The organism is Kitasatospora sp. NPDC056273 (assembly GCF_042268845.1).
Classification (GTDB): Bacteria; Actinomycetota; Actinomycetes; order Streptomycetales; family Streptomycetaceae; genus Kitasatospora.
In genome coordinates this window covers 59,508-76,948 of sequence record NZ_JBHJSJ010000033.1, presented here as the reverse complement: position 1 = coordinate 76,948, position 17,441 = coordinate 59,508, and the positions used below count along the sequence as shown (strand labels likewise).

The following is a 17,441-nucleotide window of genomic DNA, read 5'->3' as shown; positions in this document are numbered from 1 at the left end:
GCGGTCAGCAGCTGCTGATGAGGAGTTGGGCGGCGCGGCGTACGGTGCCGGCGGCCTCGGCGGGCGCGCAGCGGACCGAGCCGATCTCCGGGGACTCGTAGGTGGTGAAGGTCCCGGGGGACGGCGAGGTGGTGACCCAGATGCCGGTGTTGGGGCCGCCGGTCTGGGCGCAGACGCGGTTGACGTACTGGCCGGTGACGACCCGGGTGCCGCGGTAGAGGCCGTAGCGGCCGGGATCGACGAGGTCCCAGGTGTCGCTGACGGTGGTGCTGGTGGTGCTGGAGGTGGTCTTCTGCACCGAGAAGCCGACCTTCACCTCGACCTTGAGGAATAGCGCGCTCGCGGTGGCGGTGATCTCGGTCTTGTTGTCGACGGTGGTGGTCGCCGAGTTGACCCGGGTCAGGATGTCGCTGTGGTGCCCGGTGCTCCCCGGGGCGACGTTGTAGATCAGGAAGTCGGTGACGAGCGGGGTGACCTGTACGTTGACGGGCTCGGCCGTGGTGCGGTCCACGGCCGGGTTGCACAGGGTCGGGAGGGTGTCGGCGTGGGCGGCCGGTGCCGCGCCGAGGCTCAGCAGCCCGACGGCGAGGGCGGTGGTGGCGGAGGCGGCGAGGGTGCGGCGCCGGCGGGTCCTGCGGACGATGGTCATCCGTGCTCCTGGAGCGGTCGTGGAAGGTGAGGGGGGAGGGTGTGCGCGCGGCGAAGCCCGGGCGCGCGCCCCGTGGAGAGACGGTGGAGAGTCTCGCGGGCGCGCGCCGGTCGCCAGTAGTGGCTGATGCCATGAACCGGCCGGGCGGTGTCACGGTCGGTTTATGACAACTGTCATGATCTATTGGCTGGTTCGGCTACAGACAGGGCGCGGCGACGGCCTCTACGCTGGCCGGACATGAGCACCTCATTCGCGGGGGCCGGTGTGGTCGATCCGGGTCGGCTGGGCCTCCTCACCCGCCGGACGTTGCTCGCCCTGGGGCCCCTGTGGCTGCTGCTGGCCGCGAACGACGTCGTCTTCAACCTGGACCCGGTGCGTACGGCGCTGACGGCCCCGGTGATCGTCGCCGTCCTGGTCCAGCACACCCGGCTCGTCCGCCGGGCGGTGCCGCCTCGCGCCGTGGGTCGGGAGCCCGGTGCCGGCCCGCCGGAGGAACAGGGGTACGGCGCCCCCGAAGGGCAGAAGCCCGGACCGCGCCCCTCCGCGGCCGAGTGGCGGTGGAGCCTCGCGCTGCTGGCCGTGGCGGTCGCCACCTGGGGCGAGATGGCGGACCGTCCGTACACCGCGCTCGACTGGGCGATGGTGCCCGGGGCCATGACGGCGGCCCTGGCCCTGTCCCTGCCGGCCCGGGCGCGGCGCCGGCTGCTGACGGCGGTCGCACTGGTCTGCGCGGTGCTGGGCGAGGCCGTGGCGCAGTGGCGCCACGAGACCCCCGGCCTCCTGCCCGGGGTGCCGGCGGCGACCGGCGCCGGGATGCTGCTGTTCGTCGCCGCGGTGGAACTGGTCCTGCTCCGGCTGTGGCGGGCGGTGCTGGAGGCCGAGCAGGTCCGCGAAGCCACGGCCGACCTGGCCGTGGCGGAGGAGCGGATGCGCTTCGCCGCGGACCTGCACGACCTCCAGGGCCACCGGCTCCAGGCCATCACGCTCAAGGGGGAGTTGGCCGAGCGGCTGATCGGCCGCAGCGACCACGAGGCGCGCGCCCAGCTCCGGGAGATCACCGAACTGGCGCGCGCCGCCCTGGAGGAGTCCCGGGCCGTGGTCCACGGCTACCGGAGCGCCAGCCTGGGCACCGAACTGGCCAACGCCGTAGGGCTCCTGGAGGCCGCCGGGATCCGCACCGCCGTCGACGGCGACGCCGAACGCGTCCCCCACCAGCTCCAGCCGGCCTTCGCCGCCCTGGTCCGCGAGGGCGTCACCAACATCCTGCGCCACAGCCGCGCCCGGCACTGCCGGATCACCGTCACCGCGGACGCGGGCCGGGTCCGCGTCCTGCTGTGCAACGACGGCGCCCCGGCGCACCCCGCCACCGACCGCGGCAGGGGTAACGGCAGCGGCCTGGCCGGGCTGCGGGAACGCTTCCACGCCATCGGCGGGCACGTCGGCACCACCACCCACCCCGACGGCCGCTTCGAACTGGCCGGCCACACCGACCGGGAGGCCCCCGCGTGATCCGCATCCTGCTCGCCGAGGACGAGGACCTCACCCGCGGAGCCCTCGCGGCGCTCCTCGACCTCGAACCCGACCTGACCGTCACCGCCCAGGCCTGCGACGGCCCCGCGGCCGTCCGGGCCGCCGCCGACCATCCGGTCGACATCGCCCTGCTGGACCTGGAGATGCCCCACCTGGACGGCGTCGGCGCCGCCCAGGCCATCCGCCGCCGCCACCCCGTCCCCGTCGTCCTCGTCACCCGCCACGCCCGGCCCGGCGTACTGCGCCGGGCACTGGCGGCGGGCATCCAGGGCTTCGTGCCCAAGACCACCCCCGCCACCCGGCTGGCCGACATCCTGCGCGACGTCCACGGCGGCGGCCGCTACATCGACCACCGGCTCGCCACCCACGCCCTCACCGAGACGCCCTGCCCGCTGACCCCGCGCGAACTGGACGTGCTGCGCGCCGTCCACCGGGGCCAGCCGATCAGCGCGCTGGCCGAGCAGCACCACCTCGCCCCCGGCACCGTGCGCAACTACCTCTCGGGGGCCATCACCAAGCTCGCCGTGCGCACCCGCCACGAGGCGGCGCGGCGGGCCTGGGAGGAAGGGTGGATCTGACGGCACCGGTCCGGCCCCCTGAACCGGCGGGGCGGAAGTAGGCCGTGTTCGAATCGATGTGTCGACACAGTGTCATCACCGCAGGACAGCGCCCATTGCGGTTCGATCACGGTGTGTCCGATTCGTCGAACATTGGGGGAAAGTGTGGCGGTTGATTGTTTTGGCAGTGGTGTCGGCGGCCTTTCATAATTCCTGCCGACACGCGTGACGGAATGCCCGGAGAACCCGCTGGGGGAGTGGTTCCCGTGAGGAGCCCGCGCGTGGGATTCCGCATTCTTCACTGGGGGGATTTCCTTGCCTGAGCCCGAGAACGAGGGCGCCGCCGCCGGACCTCCGGCACCGGCCGAGCCGCCCGCCGCTGCCGCGCCCGACGCCCAGGCCGGCGCCGTCGCGCCGTCCGCACCGGAGCAGGCCCCGCGCCGGCTGCCGCGCGCCGTCGGCGTCGCGCTGGCCACCGCCGGACTGCTCGCCGTCACCGCGGCCAGCGCCGCCGTGACCGTCGCCGTCGGCAAGCCCGACACCCGCCCGGTCGCCGCGGCCACCCCGGCCCCGTCGAAGGCGACCTCGGGCGCGAGCGCCGCCGCGAGCGCGACGCCCTCGGCCGCGCCCGTCCCGGTGCCCACCGCCGTCCCGGCCGAGCCCGCCCCCGTCAGCACCGTCAAGGGCACCGTCAGCGGCGGCAAGCACGAGGGCGACCTGCGCTACTTCCTGCTCCCCATCCCGGCCGGCGGCGAGTCCTACGGGCCCGTGGACGGGATGGCCATGAGCGACGACGACGTCGCCGACCTCTTCGGCAAGCAGGACGGCATCATGGACATCCTCAAGTCCTACGGCTACAAGGGCGGCGCGAACCGGATGTACCGGACCGCCGACGGCAAGGCCGAAGTCACCGTCACCCTGCTGAAGTTCGGCTCCACCGCGATGGCGTCCGACTTCGCCAAGAACTACAAGATCAAGTCGCTGGACCCGTTCGACATCGACGGCGACTCCGGCGGCCGCGGCTACCTGAAGGCCCCCAAGCAGCAGGCCTACACCGGCTCGATGAGCGGCATCTCCAGCCAGGGCGACGTCCAGTACACGATCGACGTCGACGTGAAGGGGACGCCCGACAAGGCGCTGCTGAACGAGCTGATGAAGCGCCAGCGCGAGTGGCTCACCACCGGCGGCTGAGCCCGGCTCCGCCCTTTCCCCGTCCTCTTCTTCCTCCTCCTCTGGAGCCACTTCCGTGACCACCGAACCCGCGGAGCCGGTGCCCGCCGCGCCCGCCGCTCCGCCGCCGCCCGCCGCACCGCCCGTCGCGCCCGAACCCGCCGTACCCGCCGCGCCGTTCGCACCCGAGGCCGGCGCCCCGCGCGGCCCGCGCCGCCCCCGCCCCGTGCTGCTGACCGCCTGCGCCCTGGTGCTGGGCACCCTGGCCGGCGGTGGCGTCGGCTACGCCGTGCAGGCCCAGCGCCCGCCCACGCCGCTGCCGCCGCTCCAGGCCGCCCGCCCGGCCTACCCGGCCGAGCGGGTCGACCCGGCCGCCCTCGCCGCCGAGCAGCCCGCGCCGATCGGCATCGACGGCGACCTGACCAAGCTGCTGATCGGCGCCCCCGAGGGCAGCGCCCCCTGGGGGGACCACGCGGACAAGCCGAGCTGGGTCTCGATCGGCGAAATCGCCGAGGAGAAGAGCGGGGCGGCCGACACGTTCAAGGACCTCGCCTCGCGGGGCTTCCGGCGCGCGGCCGAGGTGAACTGGAAGAAGGACGGCGTCTTCTACCGCGTCCAGCTGGTCCAGTTCACCGAGGACCGCGCAGACGAGGCGAAGACCGGCTACTGGCCGCTGCCGTTCGCCGAGAGCGCCAACGGCGGCTACAAGGTGGACATCCTGCCCCGTCACTGGTCCGAGAGTACCGAGCAGTTCTACTACGGCGGGGCCCATGCCAAACGCGGCTCGGTGGAGATGACGATCGAGGTCTTCGACACCAAGCCGGTGAACCCCGACACCCTCAAGGACCTCGCCAAGCGGCAGTGGGAGCGGCTGGTATGAACGACGACACCGTGACCACCTCCGCTGCCGCTCCGGGCGCGCCCGAGTCGGCATCCGAGGGTTCGCCCATCGGCCCCGCCGCACCCGCAGGTCCGAGCCCCGCCTCCCGCCGCCTGCTGCGCGCGGGGGCCGCGACCGCCGCGGCCGCGCTGGTCGGCGTGGCCGTCGGCGTCGGCATCATCAAGACCCAGTACGACGACCCCGCGCCGGCCACCGCCGCCGCCCCGTCCACCGGTCCCACCCCCACCGCGACCGCCACCCCGTACGGCGCCAAGTCCAACGGCAGCCACTTCGGTTCGATGCGCGACCTGCTGCTGCCCGTACCGGCCGGCTACCGGCCCGGCCCGGACGACGGCGGCTACGGCCACGACAGCGAGCAGAACGGCGAGCAGCTGTCCGCCGAGATGGACGCCGACCTCCAGCAGCTCCCCAAGGACAAGCGCGACAAGATGCGCGCCTACTGGGAGGGCATGCACGTCAAGGCCTCCGGCGTGCGCACCTACCTCGCCGACGGGGACGACCTGGTGATCGGCCTGAAGCTGCGCCAGTTCAACCAGCAGGAAGTGCAGCGGATCAACGAGTACACCGCGGTCTTCACCGGCGACACCGGCCTGTTCCGGGTCGGCCCGGCCGTCCCCGGGCACCCCGAGGCGCACTGCTACCTGATGCCGGCGCCGCCGTCCGCGCCGATCGACTACCTGGAGTGCTCGGCCGCCGAGGGCGACCTCCTGGTGGTCATGAGCGCCGAGGGCGTGGCGCCGCTGCCCAAGGACAAGATCGTCGCCCTGTTCACCCTCCAGCTCGACCGCCTCGCCCGCCCCGGAGCCTCCGTATGACCGACCACGCCACCCCGCCGCCCGCGCCCGCGAACGCGCCCGTGCCCGGGAAGGGGGCCGATCCGGTCCTGGAGGCGCTCGCCGCGCCCGTCGCCGTCCCCTTCGCCACCGCCGAGGACCCCGCGGCCCTCGCGGAGCAGGAGGCCCGCCGCACCCGGCGCCGCAAGGCCGCGGTGCGCTGGAGCGGCGCCGTCCTGGTGTTCGCCCTCGCCGGCACCGGCAGCGCGCTGGCCGTCACCGCCCCCGACCGGACCGACCTGCCGGGCCTGGCCACCGCGAGCGACGGCCGCTACACCTTCGCGCCGCTGACGCTGCCTCCGCTGCCCGCGGGCCAGGAGGCCCCGGACGACAAGGGCAAGTCCCCGCACCACGCGGACCTGCGCTACCTGCTGCTGCCCGCGCCCAAGGAGGCCGGCGGCTCGCTGACCCCGCCGGTCTTCCCGGCGCCCACCGCGGCCGCCACCCCCTCGGGCTCGCCGACCGCCGCCCCGTCGGCCCCGGCCTCCCCGGCGCCCTCGGCCTCCGCGTCCGCCGCCGCCTCCGCCGCCGCCTCCGCCGCCGCCTCCGCCCCCGGATCCGCGTTCGGCCAGTGGGTGCCCTGCGACGCGATCGCCGACGAGCAGCAGGACCCGGTCAAGATGCGCTCGGTGCTGCTGGAGCACGCCTGCCGCGCGGCCACCGTCCGGGAGTGGACCGCCTCCGACGGCACCCGCACCCAGATCCGGCTGCTGCGCTTCGGCTCCGTCCGGGAGTCCTGGGGCGCCTTCGCCGACGTGCGCTCCAAGGGCGGTCCCAAGGCCGCGCCCTCCACCAAGGGCACCCCCCACGACGACTGGGACGCCCTCGACGGCAGCAGCCTGACCCTCGTGGAGTCCACCACGGCCGGCACCAAGGGCGCCCCCACCGCCCGCGTCGCCTACCTCTCCGCCGCCGACGTCGTCGCCGTCATCACCATGACCAACCCCGCCGGCGTGCCCATCGCGCCCTTCCGGCAGGTCGTCACCCTCCAGGGCGAACTGCTCGGCTGACCCGCCCCGTTCCACCGGGCCGGCCCCCTTCCTGCGGGGGCCGGCCCGGCGGCGTTCCCCGCCCGCGTCCTCCAACACCCCGTCCGTACAGGCCTTCTGACACAAGCCTTCTGGCGCAGGCCTTCTGGGACAGGATCGGGATATTTCCCGCACCGGCCCGTGAACGACCCGCCCGTACGGTGATCGCACGCCGGTGAACCGCACCGCCGGGACGACAGCAGGAGAACCCCCCATGCGTACGCGCCGCCTCGCCCTCACCGCCGCCGCCGTCGCGGCGATCGCCGCCACCGCCACGGCCTGCGGACCGGACAACAGCGACGCGGCCGCCCCCACCGCCCCCGTGACCAAGGCCGCCGCGCCCTCCGAGCCCGCCGCGCCCGCCACGGCCGCGCCGGCCGGAGCCGCACCGACGAAGACCGCCCCGCCCAAGTCCCCTGCCGCGCCCGCCGGTTCGGCATCCGCCGCACCCGGCGACAAGAGCGGGTACGGCCAGGTCTGCGGCGCCAACGACCTGGACTTCGTCGCGAAGGCCGAAACCCAGGCCGGCGGCTACCTCCTGATCAGCGCCAAGGCCAAGTCGGGCATCACCTGCACGCTCCCCGCCGGCCACCCCGTCATCGCGTTCGGCTCGGGCGGCATCGAGGCCGCCGCCTTCGAGCGCGGAGCGGGAGAGCAGATCACCCTGAGCGGCGCCAAGACCGTGTACGCGGGCATCATGACCAAGACCACCAAGGGCAACCAGGCGGTCCAGTACACCGACGTCATCATCGGCATCGGCACCCCCGACCCGAACCCGGTGAGCATCCCCGTCGGCACCACCCCGGTCGACAAGCCGGTCGTCACCAACTGGCACACCCTGCCGAAGGACGCCGTCCCCGTCGGCTGACATGTCGTCATCTCGCGCTTCCCACAGGTGAGATGAAGGTTGACGTCAGCGCGGTGACAGTGCGGCCCGGCACCTTCGAGAGGTCCGGACCCACCCCTCGCGAGGAGCACCCATCCCTGATCTTCGGAGGGTATCCCCGGCTTCAGCCGGGGAGGGAATCCGATCCTGAGATCGGCGGCGCGGAGCGCCGCCACGTCCCTGCGCGGCGGGACGCTCGTGGTGTCTTCTGTCAGCGGCGTGTGGCATGTTGATGGTCGAGGCGGTGGAGGGGGTGGGTCGTGTTGATTCGTGCGTACAAGTTCTTGATGCGGCCCACCGTGGGCCAGCAGCAGGCACTGGCTGAGATGCTGCGGGACCACTGCTCGCTCTACAACGGGGCGTTGCAGGAACGACGTGATGCCTGGCGGCATGTCTCCAGGACGACGGTCCGCTACGGCGGGCAGTCCGCGCAGCTCAAGGAGATCCGGGCGTTCGACCCGGAGTGTCAGGGCCGGTGGTCCTTCTCCTCCCAGCAGGCCACGCTTCGACGGCTGGACAAGGCGTTCGCCGCGTTCTTCCGCCGGGTCAAGTCCGGCGAGAAACCCGGCTACCCGCGCTTTCGGGGCGTGAACCGGTTCGACACGGTGGACTTCCCCAGAAACGGTGACGGCTGCCGCTGGGACTCGACCCCGCACGACCCGGTGACCCGTGTCCGTTTCCAGGGCGTCGGCCACGTCAAGGTGCATCGGCACCGTGCGGTGGTCGGCACGGTCAAGACCGTGTCCGTCAAGCGTGAGGGCAAGCGCTGGTACGTGGTGCTGACTGCCGAGCAGGCCCGGCCCGATCCGCTGCCCGCGACCGGCAGCGTGGTCGGCATCGACATGGGCATAGCCAACTTCCTCGCCGACTCCGACGGCGGGTTCGTTGCCAACCCCCGCCACGGCCGGAAGGCCGCCGCGAAGCTCGAAGCCGCTCAGCAGGCCCTCAGTCGGTGCAAGCGCCGTGGCAATCGCCGCCGCAAGGCTGTGGAGACCGTGGCCGGGCTGCACCGTAAGGTCCGCCGTCAACGGCTCGACCATGCCCACAAGACCGCCCTCGGACTGGTCCGCGCGCATGATCTGATCGCGCACGAAGACCTCAAGATCCGCAACATGGTCAAGGCCCCCGCGCCGAAACCCGACCCCGAACAGGCAGGCGCGTTCCTGCCGAACGGGGCTGCGGCCAAGGCCGGACTCAACCGCTCGATATCGGATGCCGGATGGGGGGTGTTCCTCACGATCCTGCACGCCAAGGCTGAAAGCGCCGGACGGGAAGTGATCGCCGTGGACCCCCGCAACACCTCCCGGACGTGCCCCGCATGCGGACACACCACGGCGGAGAACCGGCCCACCCAGGACACCTTCCGCTGCACCGGCTGCGCCCACCGGGCGCACGCCGACACGGTGGGAGCCGTCAATGTTCTACGGGCCGGGCTGGCCCGTCGCAACGCCCGGAAGGGCTAGCGAGAAAGCCCCCGGCTTCAGCCGGGGGAGGAGTCACGATGATCACCCTCCGGCCGGGAAGCACCGTGCTGTTCACCGGCGACTCGACCACCGACTGCCGCCGCCGGGAGAGCGGGGACGGCCTCGGGCACGGCTACCCGCTGCGGGTCGCCGGCGAGTGGGCCCACCGCCACCCCGACCGGCCGGTGACCTGGCTGAACACCGCGAACGCGGGCGACAAGGTGACGGACCTGGAAGCCCGCTGGCGGACGGACGTCCTCGACGCGCGCCCGGACGTCGTCTCGATCCTCGTCGGGGTCAACGACGCGGGCCGGCACATCCTCGACCCGCGGGGGTACCCGATCCCCGCCGAACGCTTCGAGGCGGGCTACGACCGCCTCCTCGCGCCCCTCGCCGAGGCGGGCACGGAACTCGTCCTCATCGAGCCGTTCCTCCTGCCGATCCGCGGCACCGTCGAGGCCGGCGCCGCGCTCGTCGGCGAGAAGGAACGCGAGCGGTGGCGCGCCGACCTGGACCCGAAGATCCAGGCCGTCCGCAGGCTCGCCCGCCGCTACGGGGCCCACCTGCTCGCCGCCGACGGCAGGTTCGCCGAACTCGCCGCGACGAGCGGGGCCGAGCACTGGGCCGAGGACGGCGTCCATCCGACGCCGGCCGGCCACGCCGCCCTCGCGGCGGCCTGGCTTCGGCTGGTCGCCTGACCGGGCTCGGGCCTGCCGCCGGGCCCCGCCGTCAGCCCCGTAGCCGTGCCGCCATCGGGCGGTGGTCGCTGGGGGTGGCGGGCAGGGTCCAGGTGGCGGTGGCGGGGAGATCGCGGGTGAGGATGTGGTCGATCCGGGCCAGGGGGAGGGCGGACGGCCAGCTGAAGCCGAAGCCGCTGCGCGCGGGGGTGAGGCGGCTGGTGAGCGGGGCGAGGGCGCGGTCGTCGGCGGCGGTGTTGAGGTCGCCCAGCAGCAGGACCCGGCGCAGCGGTTCGGCGTCCAGGGCCTGGCCGAGGGCGGCGATGTCACGGTCGCGGTGGGCGGTGGCGAAGCCGGTGGCGGTCATCCGCACCGAGGCGAGGTGGGCGACGTAGACGGCCAACGGCCCGCCAGGGGCGCTGACTTCGGCCCGCAGGGAGCGGTTCCAGCCGGGGTCGATGACCAGCCGCCGGGACTCCGTCACCGGGTAGCGGCTCCACAGCGCGACGGTGCCGGTGCGGGCGTGGTGGGGCAGCGCCTTGTCCAGCACGCCCTGGTAGGCGGGCAGGGCGGCGTCGGTGACCTCCTCCAGCGCGACCAGGTCAGGGTCGGCGGCGAGCAGGGCGCGGGCGGTGCCGGCCGGGTCCGGGTTGGCGGCGTTCACGTTGTGGGTGACCACCGTCAGTCCCGGCCCGCCGGTCCCGCCCGTCGACGCCCCGTGCGCCGGAGCCCCGCCGCCCAGCAGCAGCGGCCCGAACGCCACCGCCCACACCACCGCCAGCACCCCGCCCGCGCAGGCCGCCGCCGGTGCCCGGCGCAGCGCCGCGCACAGCAGCGCCGCCACCGCCACCAGGGCGCTCCAGGGCAGGGCGCTCTCCCACAGGCTGCCCAGGCCCACGCCCAGTTCCGGCACCAGCCGGTGGCCGCCCAGGGCGAGCGCGGTGAGCAGCCCGAGCGCGGCGGGCACGCGCCCGCGCCGCCACCGGGGGACGGCGTGCCAGCGGGGTTCGGCCCGTCGGCGGGGTGCGGCTTGTCGCCCCCGTGCGGCCCGTTGCCCTCGTGTGATCGGCCACCGGGGTGCGGCCAGCCACCGGCGTACGGCCCACCACCCGGGTGCGGCCCGTCGCCGGGACGGCCGGGCGGCCCCGTCGGGCGCCTCGGCGGGCGTGTCGGAACCGGCGGGAGCGGTCACGGCGCGCCCCCTCACCCTGCGGCGTCCGGCAGCGGCGCCGGGCAGGTCCCGCCCGGCGTCGTGAGCAGTTCGAAGTGCCAGATCTCGTTGGCGTACACCTGGCACAGCCCGTACCGGGCGCCGTTCTGGATCAGCCAGTAGTCGGCGTTGGTCGGGCCGACGTCCACCGCCTTGCCGCTGACGTGCGCGGACTTCTCCGGCGTGTTGACGAACTTCCGGGCCTGCTCCAGGCTCCCGTACGTGACCACCCCCCGGTCCAGCAGCCGCTGCTGGTAGGCCTTGCTGCGCCAGCCGGAGGTGACGGTCATCTCGATGCCCTTGGCCTGCGCGTCGACGGCCGCCTGCTGCAGGGCCTCGCGCAGCGGACCGTCCAGGTTGCCCACGGCGGGGGAGCCGGTGTCGGACGGGGTCAGCGTCCGGCCGTCGGGTATCTCCCCGTCCGCCTCCGCCTCCGTCGTGACGGGCGGGGCGGTGACGGGCTGGGCGGTGACGGTGGCCGCCAGGGTGCGCAGGACGGCCTCGGTGCCCGGCGGGTCGGCGGCGCACGCCCCGGCCAGGGCCAGCACCGCCGTCGCGGCGGCGCCCGCGGCCAGCCGCCGCTGCCGTCCGCTCCGCGCGGCCGTCCCCGTGGCCGTCCCCGTCCCCGTCTCCGTGCCCGTGGCCGTGCTGGTCCCCGTCTCCGTCGGGGTGTCCGTCGTGTCCATTTCCTGCCTCCCGGTGGTGCTCGTCCGTTGCCGGACCATTGGAGGAAAGTCGGTGTTGCGAGGACGTCTGCGCAGGCCGATACGTTTTCGATAGGCCCCATCGGGTCCAATGGGTACGAACAGCGGAGCGAGGGAGAACGGCACGTGCGGGTCCTGGTGGTGGAGGACGAGATCTACCTCGCGGAGGCGGTCCAGGCCGGACTGCGGCTGGAGGCGATGGCCTGCGACATCGTCACCGACGGCGACGCGGCGCTGGAGCGCCTGGCCGTCCACAGCTACGACGTCGTCGTCCTCGACCGCGACATCCCCGGCACCCACGGCGACGACGTCTGCCGCAGCATCGTCGAGCAGGGCCTGGGCTGCCGGGTGCTGATGCTCACCGCCGCCGCCCGCCTGAACGAGAAGGTCGCCGGCTTCGAACTCGGCGCCGACGACTACCTCACCAAGCCCTTCGACCTCGCCGAACTCGTCGTCCGGCTGCGCTCGCTGGCCCGCCGCCCGGCCCAGGCCGCGCCGCCCGTCCTGGAGTACGCCGGGCTGCGCCTGGACCCCTTCCGCCGCGAGGTCTACCGCGACGGCCGCTACGTGGGCCTGTCCCGCAAGCAGTTCGCCGTCCTGGAGGTCCTGATGGCGGCGCACGGCGGCGTCATCAGCGCCGAGGACCTGCTGGAACGCGCCTGGGACGAGAACGCCGACCCCTTCACCAACGCGGTCCGCATCACCATCTCCGGCCTGCGCAAACGCCTCGGCGACCCGTGGGTGATCCAGACCGTGCCGGGCGTGGGCTACCGCCTCACCGACCCGCGCCAGGAAGGCACCCCGCAGTGAACCCCGACCCCGGTCCCGCCTCTTCCGCCTCCGGGCGCCGTACGGGCGGACGCCGCACCGGAACCCGCCCGCGCCGGCTGACCGCCCGGATGCGCCTGACCCTCAGCTACACCCTCTTCGCCGTCACCGCCGGCGTCCTCTGCCTCGCCGTCGTCTACGTCGGCATGCGCTACGTGCCCAACTACCCCCTCACCTCCTCCAACCCGCGCTACCGCTCCGACGCCCCCTCCCGCCAGGAGATCCTGCGCTCCCTGCTCACCGCCAGCGGCTACGCCCTGGCCCTGCTGACCGCCGTCGGCCTGGTCGGCGGCTGGCTGATCGCCGGCCGGGTGCTGCGCCCGCTGCAGGACATCACCCGCGCCGCCCACCGCGCCGCGGGCGGCGCGCTGGAACACCGCATCGCCCTCACCGGGCCGCGCGACGAGTTCACCGACCTCTCCGACGCCTTCGACGAGATGCTCGCCCGCCTCCAGCACTCCTTCGAGGCCCAGCAGCGCTTCGCCGCCAACGCCTCCCACGAACTGCGCACCCCGCTGGCGATCACCCGCACCATGCTCCAGGTCGCCGCCGCCGACCCGGCCGGCCAGGACTGGGGCCGGCTCGTCAGCCGCCTCCAGGACACCAACCAGCGCGGCATCGAGATCAGCGAGGCCCTGCTCCAGCTCGCCGACCTCGGCCACGCCCCGCCCGACCTCGCCCCCACCGACCTCGCCACCGCCACCGACGAGGCACTGGCCGCCGTCCGCGACGAGGCCCGGACCCTCGGCGTCACCCTCACCGCCGACCTGCGCCCCGCCCCGACCACCGGCAACCCCGTCCTGCTGCGCCAGGCGGCCGTCAACCTGTTGCACAACGCGCTGCGGCACAACCTGCCGACCGGCGGGCGGGTCACCGTCGCCACCGGGGCCGACCCCGAACGGCCCGGGCGGGTACGCCTGACCGTCGCCAACACCGGCCCCCAGCTGACGGCGGAGGCCGTGGCCACCTTCACCGAACCGTTCCTGCGCGGCCGCGGGCGCACCGCCGAGACCGACCCGGCCCGCCGCGGCCACGGCCTGGGCCTGGCCATCGTCGCCGCCGTCACCGACGCCCACCACGGGGCCCTCCACCTCGCCCCCGAACCCGCCGGCGGCCTCCGCGTCACCCTCGACCTGCCGGGCCTGCCCGGTCTGCCCGGTTCTCGTTGACGTCACGGTGGAAGAGCCGTGTGGGAAGGTGGCGGCCATGCCGCAGCTCGGTCGCCGCCGCCCCGTCCGGGCGCTGAGCGGAGCCGTCCTCGACGCCTCCCCGGCCGGCTGCCCGGCGATCCCGCCGGTCACCGGTCCGGGGCGGTTCAGCCGGCCACGGGGAAGCGGTCGATGTTGCGCTCCACCCAGGTGCGCAGGTGCGCCAGCGGGGCACAGGCGTCCACGCCCAGCGGGGTGAGGCTGTACTCGACCCGCGGGGGGACCTCGGCGTGGATCTCGCGGTGGACCAGGCCGTGCTCCTCCAGCCTGCGCAGGGTCTGGGTGAGGACCTTCGGGCTGACGCCCTGCAGGCGGGTGCGCAGCGCGCCGAAGCGCTGCGGGCCGTCCTCCAGGGCGCCCAGGGCGAGGGCGCTCCACTTGTTGGCCAGCAGGTCGAGCATGTCGCGGCAGGGGCAGGCCGCGGCGTAGACGGACTTGGGGTCGGTGCAGTCGGGGGCGTGGGTCTTCGCCGTACGGGTCGTCGTCACGCGCCGATGGTACCCATTGGTACCCGTCGGGTACTGCTTCGGTACCCAACAGGTACCAATGGTCCTTGCGGGTAACCACTACCTTCCGCATACCGTCTCCGACGTGCCCGGACACCCCGGGCGCCCCGAGGAGGAGAGCCCTGATGACCGCCGTGCCCGCGACGCCCCCGACGCCCGAGACCGCCGGGATCCCGGCGACGATGCCCGCCGTCGCCTACCGCCGGAGCCTGCCGGTCGACGACCCGCGGAGCCTGCTCGACGTCGAGCTGCCCGTGCCCCGGCCGGGCCCGCGCGACCTGCTGGTGCGGGTCGAGGCGGTGGGCGTCAACCCGGTGGACCACAAGGTCCGCCAGAGCGCCGACCCGGGCGGCGAGCCGCGGGTGCTGGGCTGGGACGCGGCCGGCACCGTGGTCGCGGTCGGCTCGCAGACGGAGCTGTTCCGGGTCGGCGACGAGGTGTACTACGCCGGAGCCCTGGACCGGCCCGGCGCCGACTCCCGCTACCACGCGGTGGACGAGCGCCTGGTCGGCCGCAAGCCCGCCACCCTCTCCTTCGCCGGGGCCGCCGCGCTCCCGCTGACCGCGCTCACCGCCTGGGAGGGCCTCTTCGAGCGCCTCGGCCTGGGCACCGGCGGGCCGGAGCAGGGCGGCACCCTGCTGGTGACCGCCGCCGCGGGCGGCGTCGGCTCCCTCGTCACCCAGCTCGCCCGCGCCCTCACCGGCCTGACCGTGATCGGCACCGCGTCCCGCCCGGAATCGGCCGACTTCGCCCGCCGCATGGGCGCCGACCACGTGATCGACCACAGCCGCCCGCTCGGCCCGCAGCTGGCCGAGGTCGCCCCCGGCGGCCTCGACCACGTCTTCAGCACCGTCGCCACCGACCGCAACCTCACCGCCTACGCCGAGGCCCTGAAGCCCTTCGGCGGCATCGTCGCCGTCGACGACTTCGACTCCCTGGACATCGGCGTCCTCAAGGGCAAGAGCATCTCCTTCCACTGGGAGTTCATGTTCACCCGCTCCCTGCACGCCACCGCCGACCGGGCGGTGCAGCACCGCATCCTCGACCGGGTCGCCCGCCTCGTGGACGCGGGCGTCCTCACCACCACCGCCACCCGCGACCTCGGCCCCGTCAACGCCGCCAACCTCCGGGCGGCCCACCGCCTCCAGGAGTCCGGTACGGCGATCGGCAAGACGACCCTCACCGGGTTCTGAGCCGGTGCCCTCCCGCCGCACCGGCCAGATCGAGGCCCTCATCGCCACCGGCGCCGGGGCGGTGGCGGCCCTGGCCGCCCGGGCCCTGCTGTCCGGTTCCGTCTCTGGCTTGCCGCGTTCCCGGAACCCGAAGCCGAAGCCCGCAGCTACTGGAACCTGAAGGACCACCCCACCCCGCACCTCGACGGAGCCCTGAGGCGCGCGGACTACGTCTACGTCGGCGCCTGGGGGGACAGCCACCTGTCGGACGAGCCGCAGTCCGGCCGCTGCCCCGCCGTCAGGATCTCCGACTGGCTGTTCTACCGCGGGACCATCGACAGCTACCAAGCGCCGCTTCTCGACGCCCGGTTGAGGGACGAACTCGTCAGGATCCACCAGCCCCGCCCGGGTGACCTGCCCGCGGAGTCCACCGACGCGGAGACGATCACCGCGTTCCTCACGGCGCACCTCGGCCGGTACCTGCTGCCCGAGGGGGAGCCACCGGCCACGGCATGACACGTCGGACGGGCCGGCTTCCCGCTCCGGCACGCGGGGCGCGGCCTCCGGTCAGGGGACGGGCCGTCCCGCCAACCGGCCGGTGCGGCGCGGGACGTCGGGCGGGCCGGCTTCCCGCGCCGGGCGGTTGCCGAGGGCGCGGCGCAGGTGCCGGATCTCCGCGTGGGCCTCGGCGAGTTGGCGGCGGACGTCGGGCTGGGAGGACGGCGGGGGCGGTGCCCCGGCGGTGCGGCGCAGGGCCGCGACCCACTCGTCCTCCTCCGCCGGGCCCGCCCCGCAGGCCCGGACGAACTCGACGAGGACCCGCTCGGTGCAGTCCCGCTCGCCCGCCAGCACCCCGTGCAGGGTGCTGCGCGGCAGGTGGCTCACCGCACCCCGCACCGCGCGGGTCTCCAGCTCGCGCAGGGTCGGGCTCCCGGCGCGCAGCCGCAACCGCCGCATGGCGACGAGCAGTTCGGAACGCTCCGTGACGTACCGCAGGGCCCGGTGCGCGGCCGGTCCGCAGTCCGCGACCTTCCCCCTCCTGCCGGGCCGGCGGGCGTCGGCGCGAAGCCACAGCCGCTCGGCGGTGCGCACCGAGCCGCCGCAGGCCCGGACGTAGGCCTCGGTGACCGGCCAGGTCGGCACCGTACGGCCCTCGTCCGCGCGGGAGAGGGTGGCGAGGGAGACGGGCCGGGTGAATTCGATGGTCTTGCACGCCATCTGGCTGTAGGTGAGGCCGGAGCGCTCGCGCAGTGCGCGCAGCCACCGCGCGAGCGTCCGGACCTCCTTGTCCTGCTCAGCCAGGGCGCTGTTCAGGCGCCCCACCGGCCGCCTCCTAGCGGGCCCGGTGGACGGTGAGCGCCTCGGCCAGGCGGCGGACCAGCTCTATGCCGAGCAGTCCGGCGCCGGCCAGGGTGGCGACGGCGGTGCGGGCGGGGGTGCCGAGGGTGGTCAGGGCGGTGGTGAGGAGGAGGACGACGACCACGAGCACGGTGGCCGGGACCGGCACCGGGGTGCCGGGGGCCGTCCGGACCTCGACGCACGCCGCGTTCGCGGCCGGGGTGTACTGCTGTTCCATGCGGTCTCCGCTTCGCTGGGTTGCGGTTGCTGCCACTCGACCGGGGTCCTCACGCGTGCCCGTCCGGCCTTCCAGAGCCGGGCGGGCTGGACACCCACGCACAGGGTCGCCGTGTACCACGGGGGCGGTCCAACGGTTTACGCCGCCGTTTCTCGCCTTGTCCCAGCCGAAATTGAAAAACCGTCGGAAGGAATTCGCAGCTCACGGCCGTCCGGCCGTCCGCACCCCCGGGTCCCGCTACCTGCCGCGTCCGACCTCCCGCGCGCTTTCGGGCTTGCCGCGAGGAAATCGAAACGCCATCCTCAGTGGATATCGGCGGGGTGAGCGCCCCGCACCAGCCCAGCCCCGGCCGGGAGCCGGAGGCGCCAGGGCCCGGCGCGGCATTGGCCTGTCGCGCCCCATGCACGCGGTCTCCCCGGCCGTTGCCACTCGACACCACCCAGGGGATCCGGCTTGCCCTGTTCCAGCAGGGCGGGCCAGCTGCGGCACCTTCCGCCGCGCCGAAGTCCGCACCACTGGGCCGGTCGGTCCGTCGGCCGGCTG

19 protein-coding genes are annotated in these 17,441 nt (G+C 74.5%); 13 read left to right on the top strand and 6 right to left on the bottom strand.

Annotation, left to right across the window (positions count from 1 at the left end; translation table 11 throughout):
• Positions 1-4: 4 nt before the first annotated feature.
• On the bottom strand, positions 5-649 hold the full coding sequence (locus tag ACFCY1_RS26375) for a hypothetical protein (RefSeq protein ID WP_375876267.1): 645 nt from the start codon (positions 647-649) through the stop codon (positions 5-7).
• Positions 650-886: 237 nt separating this feature from the next.
• Here ACFCY1_RS26375 and ACFCY1_RS26370 point away from each other — a divergent pair, with 237 nt between their 5' ends.
• The 9 genes from ACFCY1_RS26370 to ACFCY1_RS26330 all read left to right on the top strand — a co-directional run bounded on the left by ACFCY1_RS26370 (position 887) and on the right by ACFCY1_RS26330 (position 9,715).
• Positions 887-2,158, top strand: coding sequence for a sensor histidine kinase (locus ACFCY1_RS26370; RefSeq protein ID WP_375876266.1), 1,272 nt, complete (start codon positions 887-889; stop codon positions 2,156-2,158).
• Positions 2,155-2,757, top strand: coding sequence for a DNA-binding response regulator (locus ACFCY1_RS26365; RefSeq protein ID WP_074005297.1), 603 nt, complete (start codon positions 2,155-2,157; stop codon positions 2,755-2,757). Before ACFCY1_RS26370 ends, ACFCY1_RS26365 begins: the two co-directional genes overlap by 4 nt.
• 294 nt (positions 2,758-3,051) lie before the next feature.
• Positions 3,052-3,927: a hypothetical protein gene (locus tag ACFCY1_RS26360; protein ID WP_375876265.1), complete on the top strand. Its 876-nt coding sequence runs from the start codon at positions 3,052-3,054 to the stop codon at positions 3,925-3,927.
• Positions 3,928-3,982: 55 nt separating this feature from the next.
• Positions 3,983-4,786, top strand: a complete 804-nt coding sequence (locus tag ACFCY1_RS26355; protein WP_375876264.1) for a hypothetical protein — start codon at positions 3,983-3,985, stop codon at positions 4,784-4,786.
• Positions 4,783-5,622 (top strand): hypothetical protein, encoded by an 840-nt coding sequence (locus ACFCY1_RS26350; RefSeq protein WP_375876263.1) that lies wholly within the window; start codon positions 4,783-4,785, stop codon positions 5,620-5,622. The genes ACFCY1_RS26355 and ACFCY1_RS26350 overlap by 4 nt, the downstream gene beginning before the upstream one ends.
• Entirely contained in the window at positions 5,619-6,650 is a 1,032-nt protein-coding gene (locus ACFCY1_RS26345; RefSeq protein ID WP_375876262.1) for a hypothetical protein, read from the top strand. Before ACFCY1_RS26350 ends, ACFCY1_RS26345 begins: the two co-directional genes overlap by 4 nt.
• A 232-nt stretch (positions 6,651-6,882) precedes the next feature.
• On the top strand, positions 6,883-7,536 hold the full coding sequence (locus tag ACFCY1_RS26340; protein WP_375876261.1) for a hypothetical protein: 654 nt from the start codon (positions 6,883-6,885) through the stop codon (positions 7,534-7,536).
• A 281-nt stretch (positions 7,537-7,817) separates the two neighbouring features.
• Positions 7,818-9,017: an RNA-guided endonuclease InsQ/TnpB family protein gene (locus ACFCY1_RS26335; protein WP_375876282.1), complete on the top strand. Its 1,200-nt coding sequence runs from the start codon at positions 7,818-7,820 to the stop codon at positions 9,015-9,017.
• 38 nt (positions 9,018-9,055) lie between these two features.
• Complete coding sequence (locus tag ACFCY1_RS26330) at positions 9,056-9,715, top strand: SGNH/GDSL hydrolase family protein (protein WP_375876260.1); 660 nt, start codon at positions 9,056-9,058, stop codon at positions 9,713-9,715.
• A 31-nt stretch (positions 9,716-9,746) separates the two neighbouring features.
• On the opposite strand, the gene ACFCY1_RS26325 is transcribed toward ACFCY1_RS26330, so the two are convergent.
• Positions 9,747-10,661 (bottom strand): endonuclease/exonuclease/phosphatase family protein, encoded by a 915-nt coding sequence (locus ACFCY1_RS26325; RefSeq protein ID WP_375876259.1) that lies wholly within the window; start codon positions 10,659-10,661, stop codon positions 9,747-9,749.
• A 236-nt stretch (positions 10,662-10,897) separates the two neighbouring features.
• Entirely contained in the window at positions 10,898-11,590 is a 693-nt protein-coding gene (locus ACFCY1_RS26320) for a M15 family metallopeptidase (protein ID WP_375876258.1), read from the bottom strand.
• Positions 11,591-11,734: 144 nt separating this feature from the next.
• Between ACFCY1_RS26320 and ACFCY1_RS26315 the strand changes: the two genes are divergently transcribed.
• Together ACFCY1_RS26315 and ACFCY1_RS26310 are read left to right on the top strand one after the other, a co-directional pair.
• Complete coding sequence (locus ACFCY1_RS26315; protein ID WP_074005305.1) at positions 11,735-12,418, top strand: response regulator transcription factor; 684 nt, start codon at positions 11,735-11,737, stop codon at positions 12,416-12,418.
• Positions 12,415-13,605, top strand: coding sequence for a sensor histidine kinase (locus ACFCY1_RS26310; protein ID WP_375876257.1), 1,191 nt, complete (start codon positions 12,415-12,417; stop codon positions 13,603-13,605). Before ACFCY1_RS26315 ends, ACFCY1_RS26310 begins: the two co-directional genes overlap by 4 nt.
• 146 nt (positions 13,606-13,751) lie before the next feature.
• On the opposite strand, the gene ACFCY1_RS26305 is transcribed toward ACFCY1_RS26310, so the two are convergent.
• Positions 13,752-14,132, bottom strand: a complete 381-nt coding sequence (locus ACFCY1_RS26305; protein WP_375876256.1) for a winged helix-turn-helix transcriptional regulator — start codon at positions 14,130-14,132, stop codon at positions 13,752-13,754.
• A 200-nt stretch (positions 14,133-14,332) separates the two neighbouring features.
• On the opposite strand from ACFCY1_RS26305, the gene ACFCY1_RS26300 reads away from it, so the two are divergent.
• Positions 14,333-15,343 carry a zinc-binding alcohol dehydrogenase family protein gene (locus ACFCY1_RS26300; protein WP_375876281.1) on the top strand — a complete coding sequence of 337 codons (1,011 nt, stop codon included), beginning with the start codon at positions 14,333-14,335 and terminating at the stop codon, positions 15,341-15,343.
• A 348-nt stretch (positions 15,344-15,691) separates the two neighbouring features.
• Entirely contained in the window at positions 15,692-15,838 is a 147-nt protein-coding gene (locus ACFCY1_RS26295; RefSeq protein ID WP_375876255.1) for a hypothetical protein, read from the top strand.
• 51 nt (positions 15,839-15,889) lie between these two features.
• Here the strand turns inward: ACFCY1_RS26295 and ACFCY1_RS26290 are convergent, their stop codons facing one another.
• Both ACFCY1_RS26290 and ACFCY1_RS26285 read right to left on the bottom strand, forming a co-directional pair.
• Positions 15,890-16,645 (bottom strand): helix-turn-helix domain-containing protein, encoded by a 756-nt coding sequence (locus tag ACFCY1_RS26290; protein WP_375876254.1) that lies wholly within the window; start codon positions 16,643-16,645, stop codon positions 15,890-15,892.
• A 10-nt stretch (positions 16,646-16,655) separates the two neighbouring features.
• Entirely contained in the window at positions 16,656-16,898 is a 243-nt protein-coding gene (locus tag ACFCY1_RS26285) for a hypothetical protein (protein WP_074005312.1), read from the bottom strand.
• Positions 16,899-17,441 lie beyond the last annotated feature (543 nt).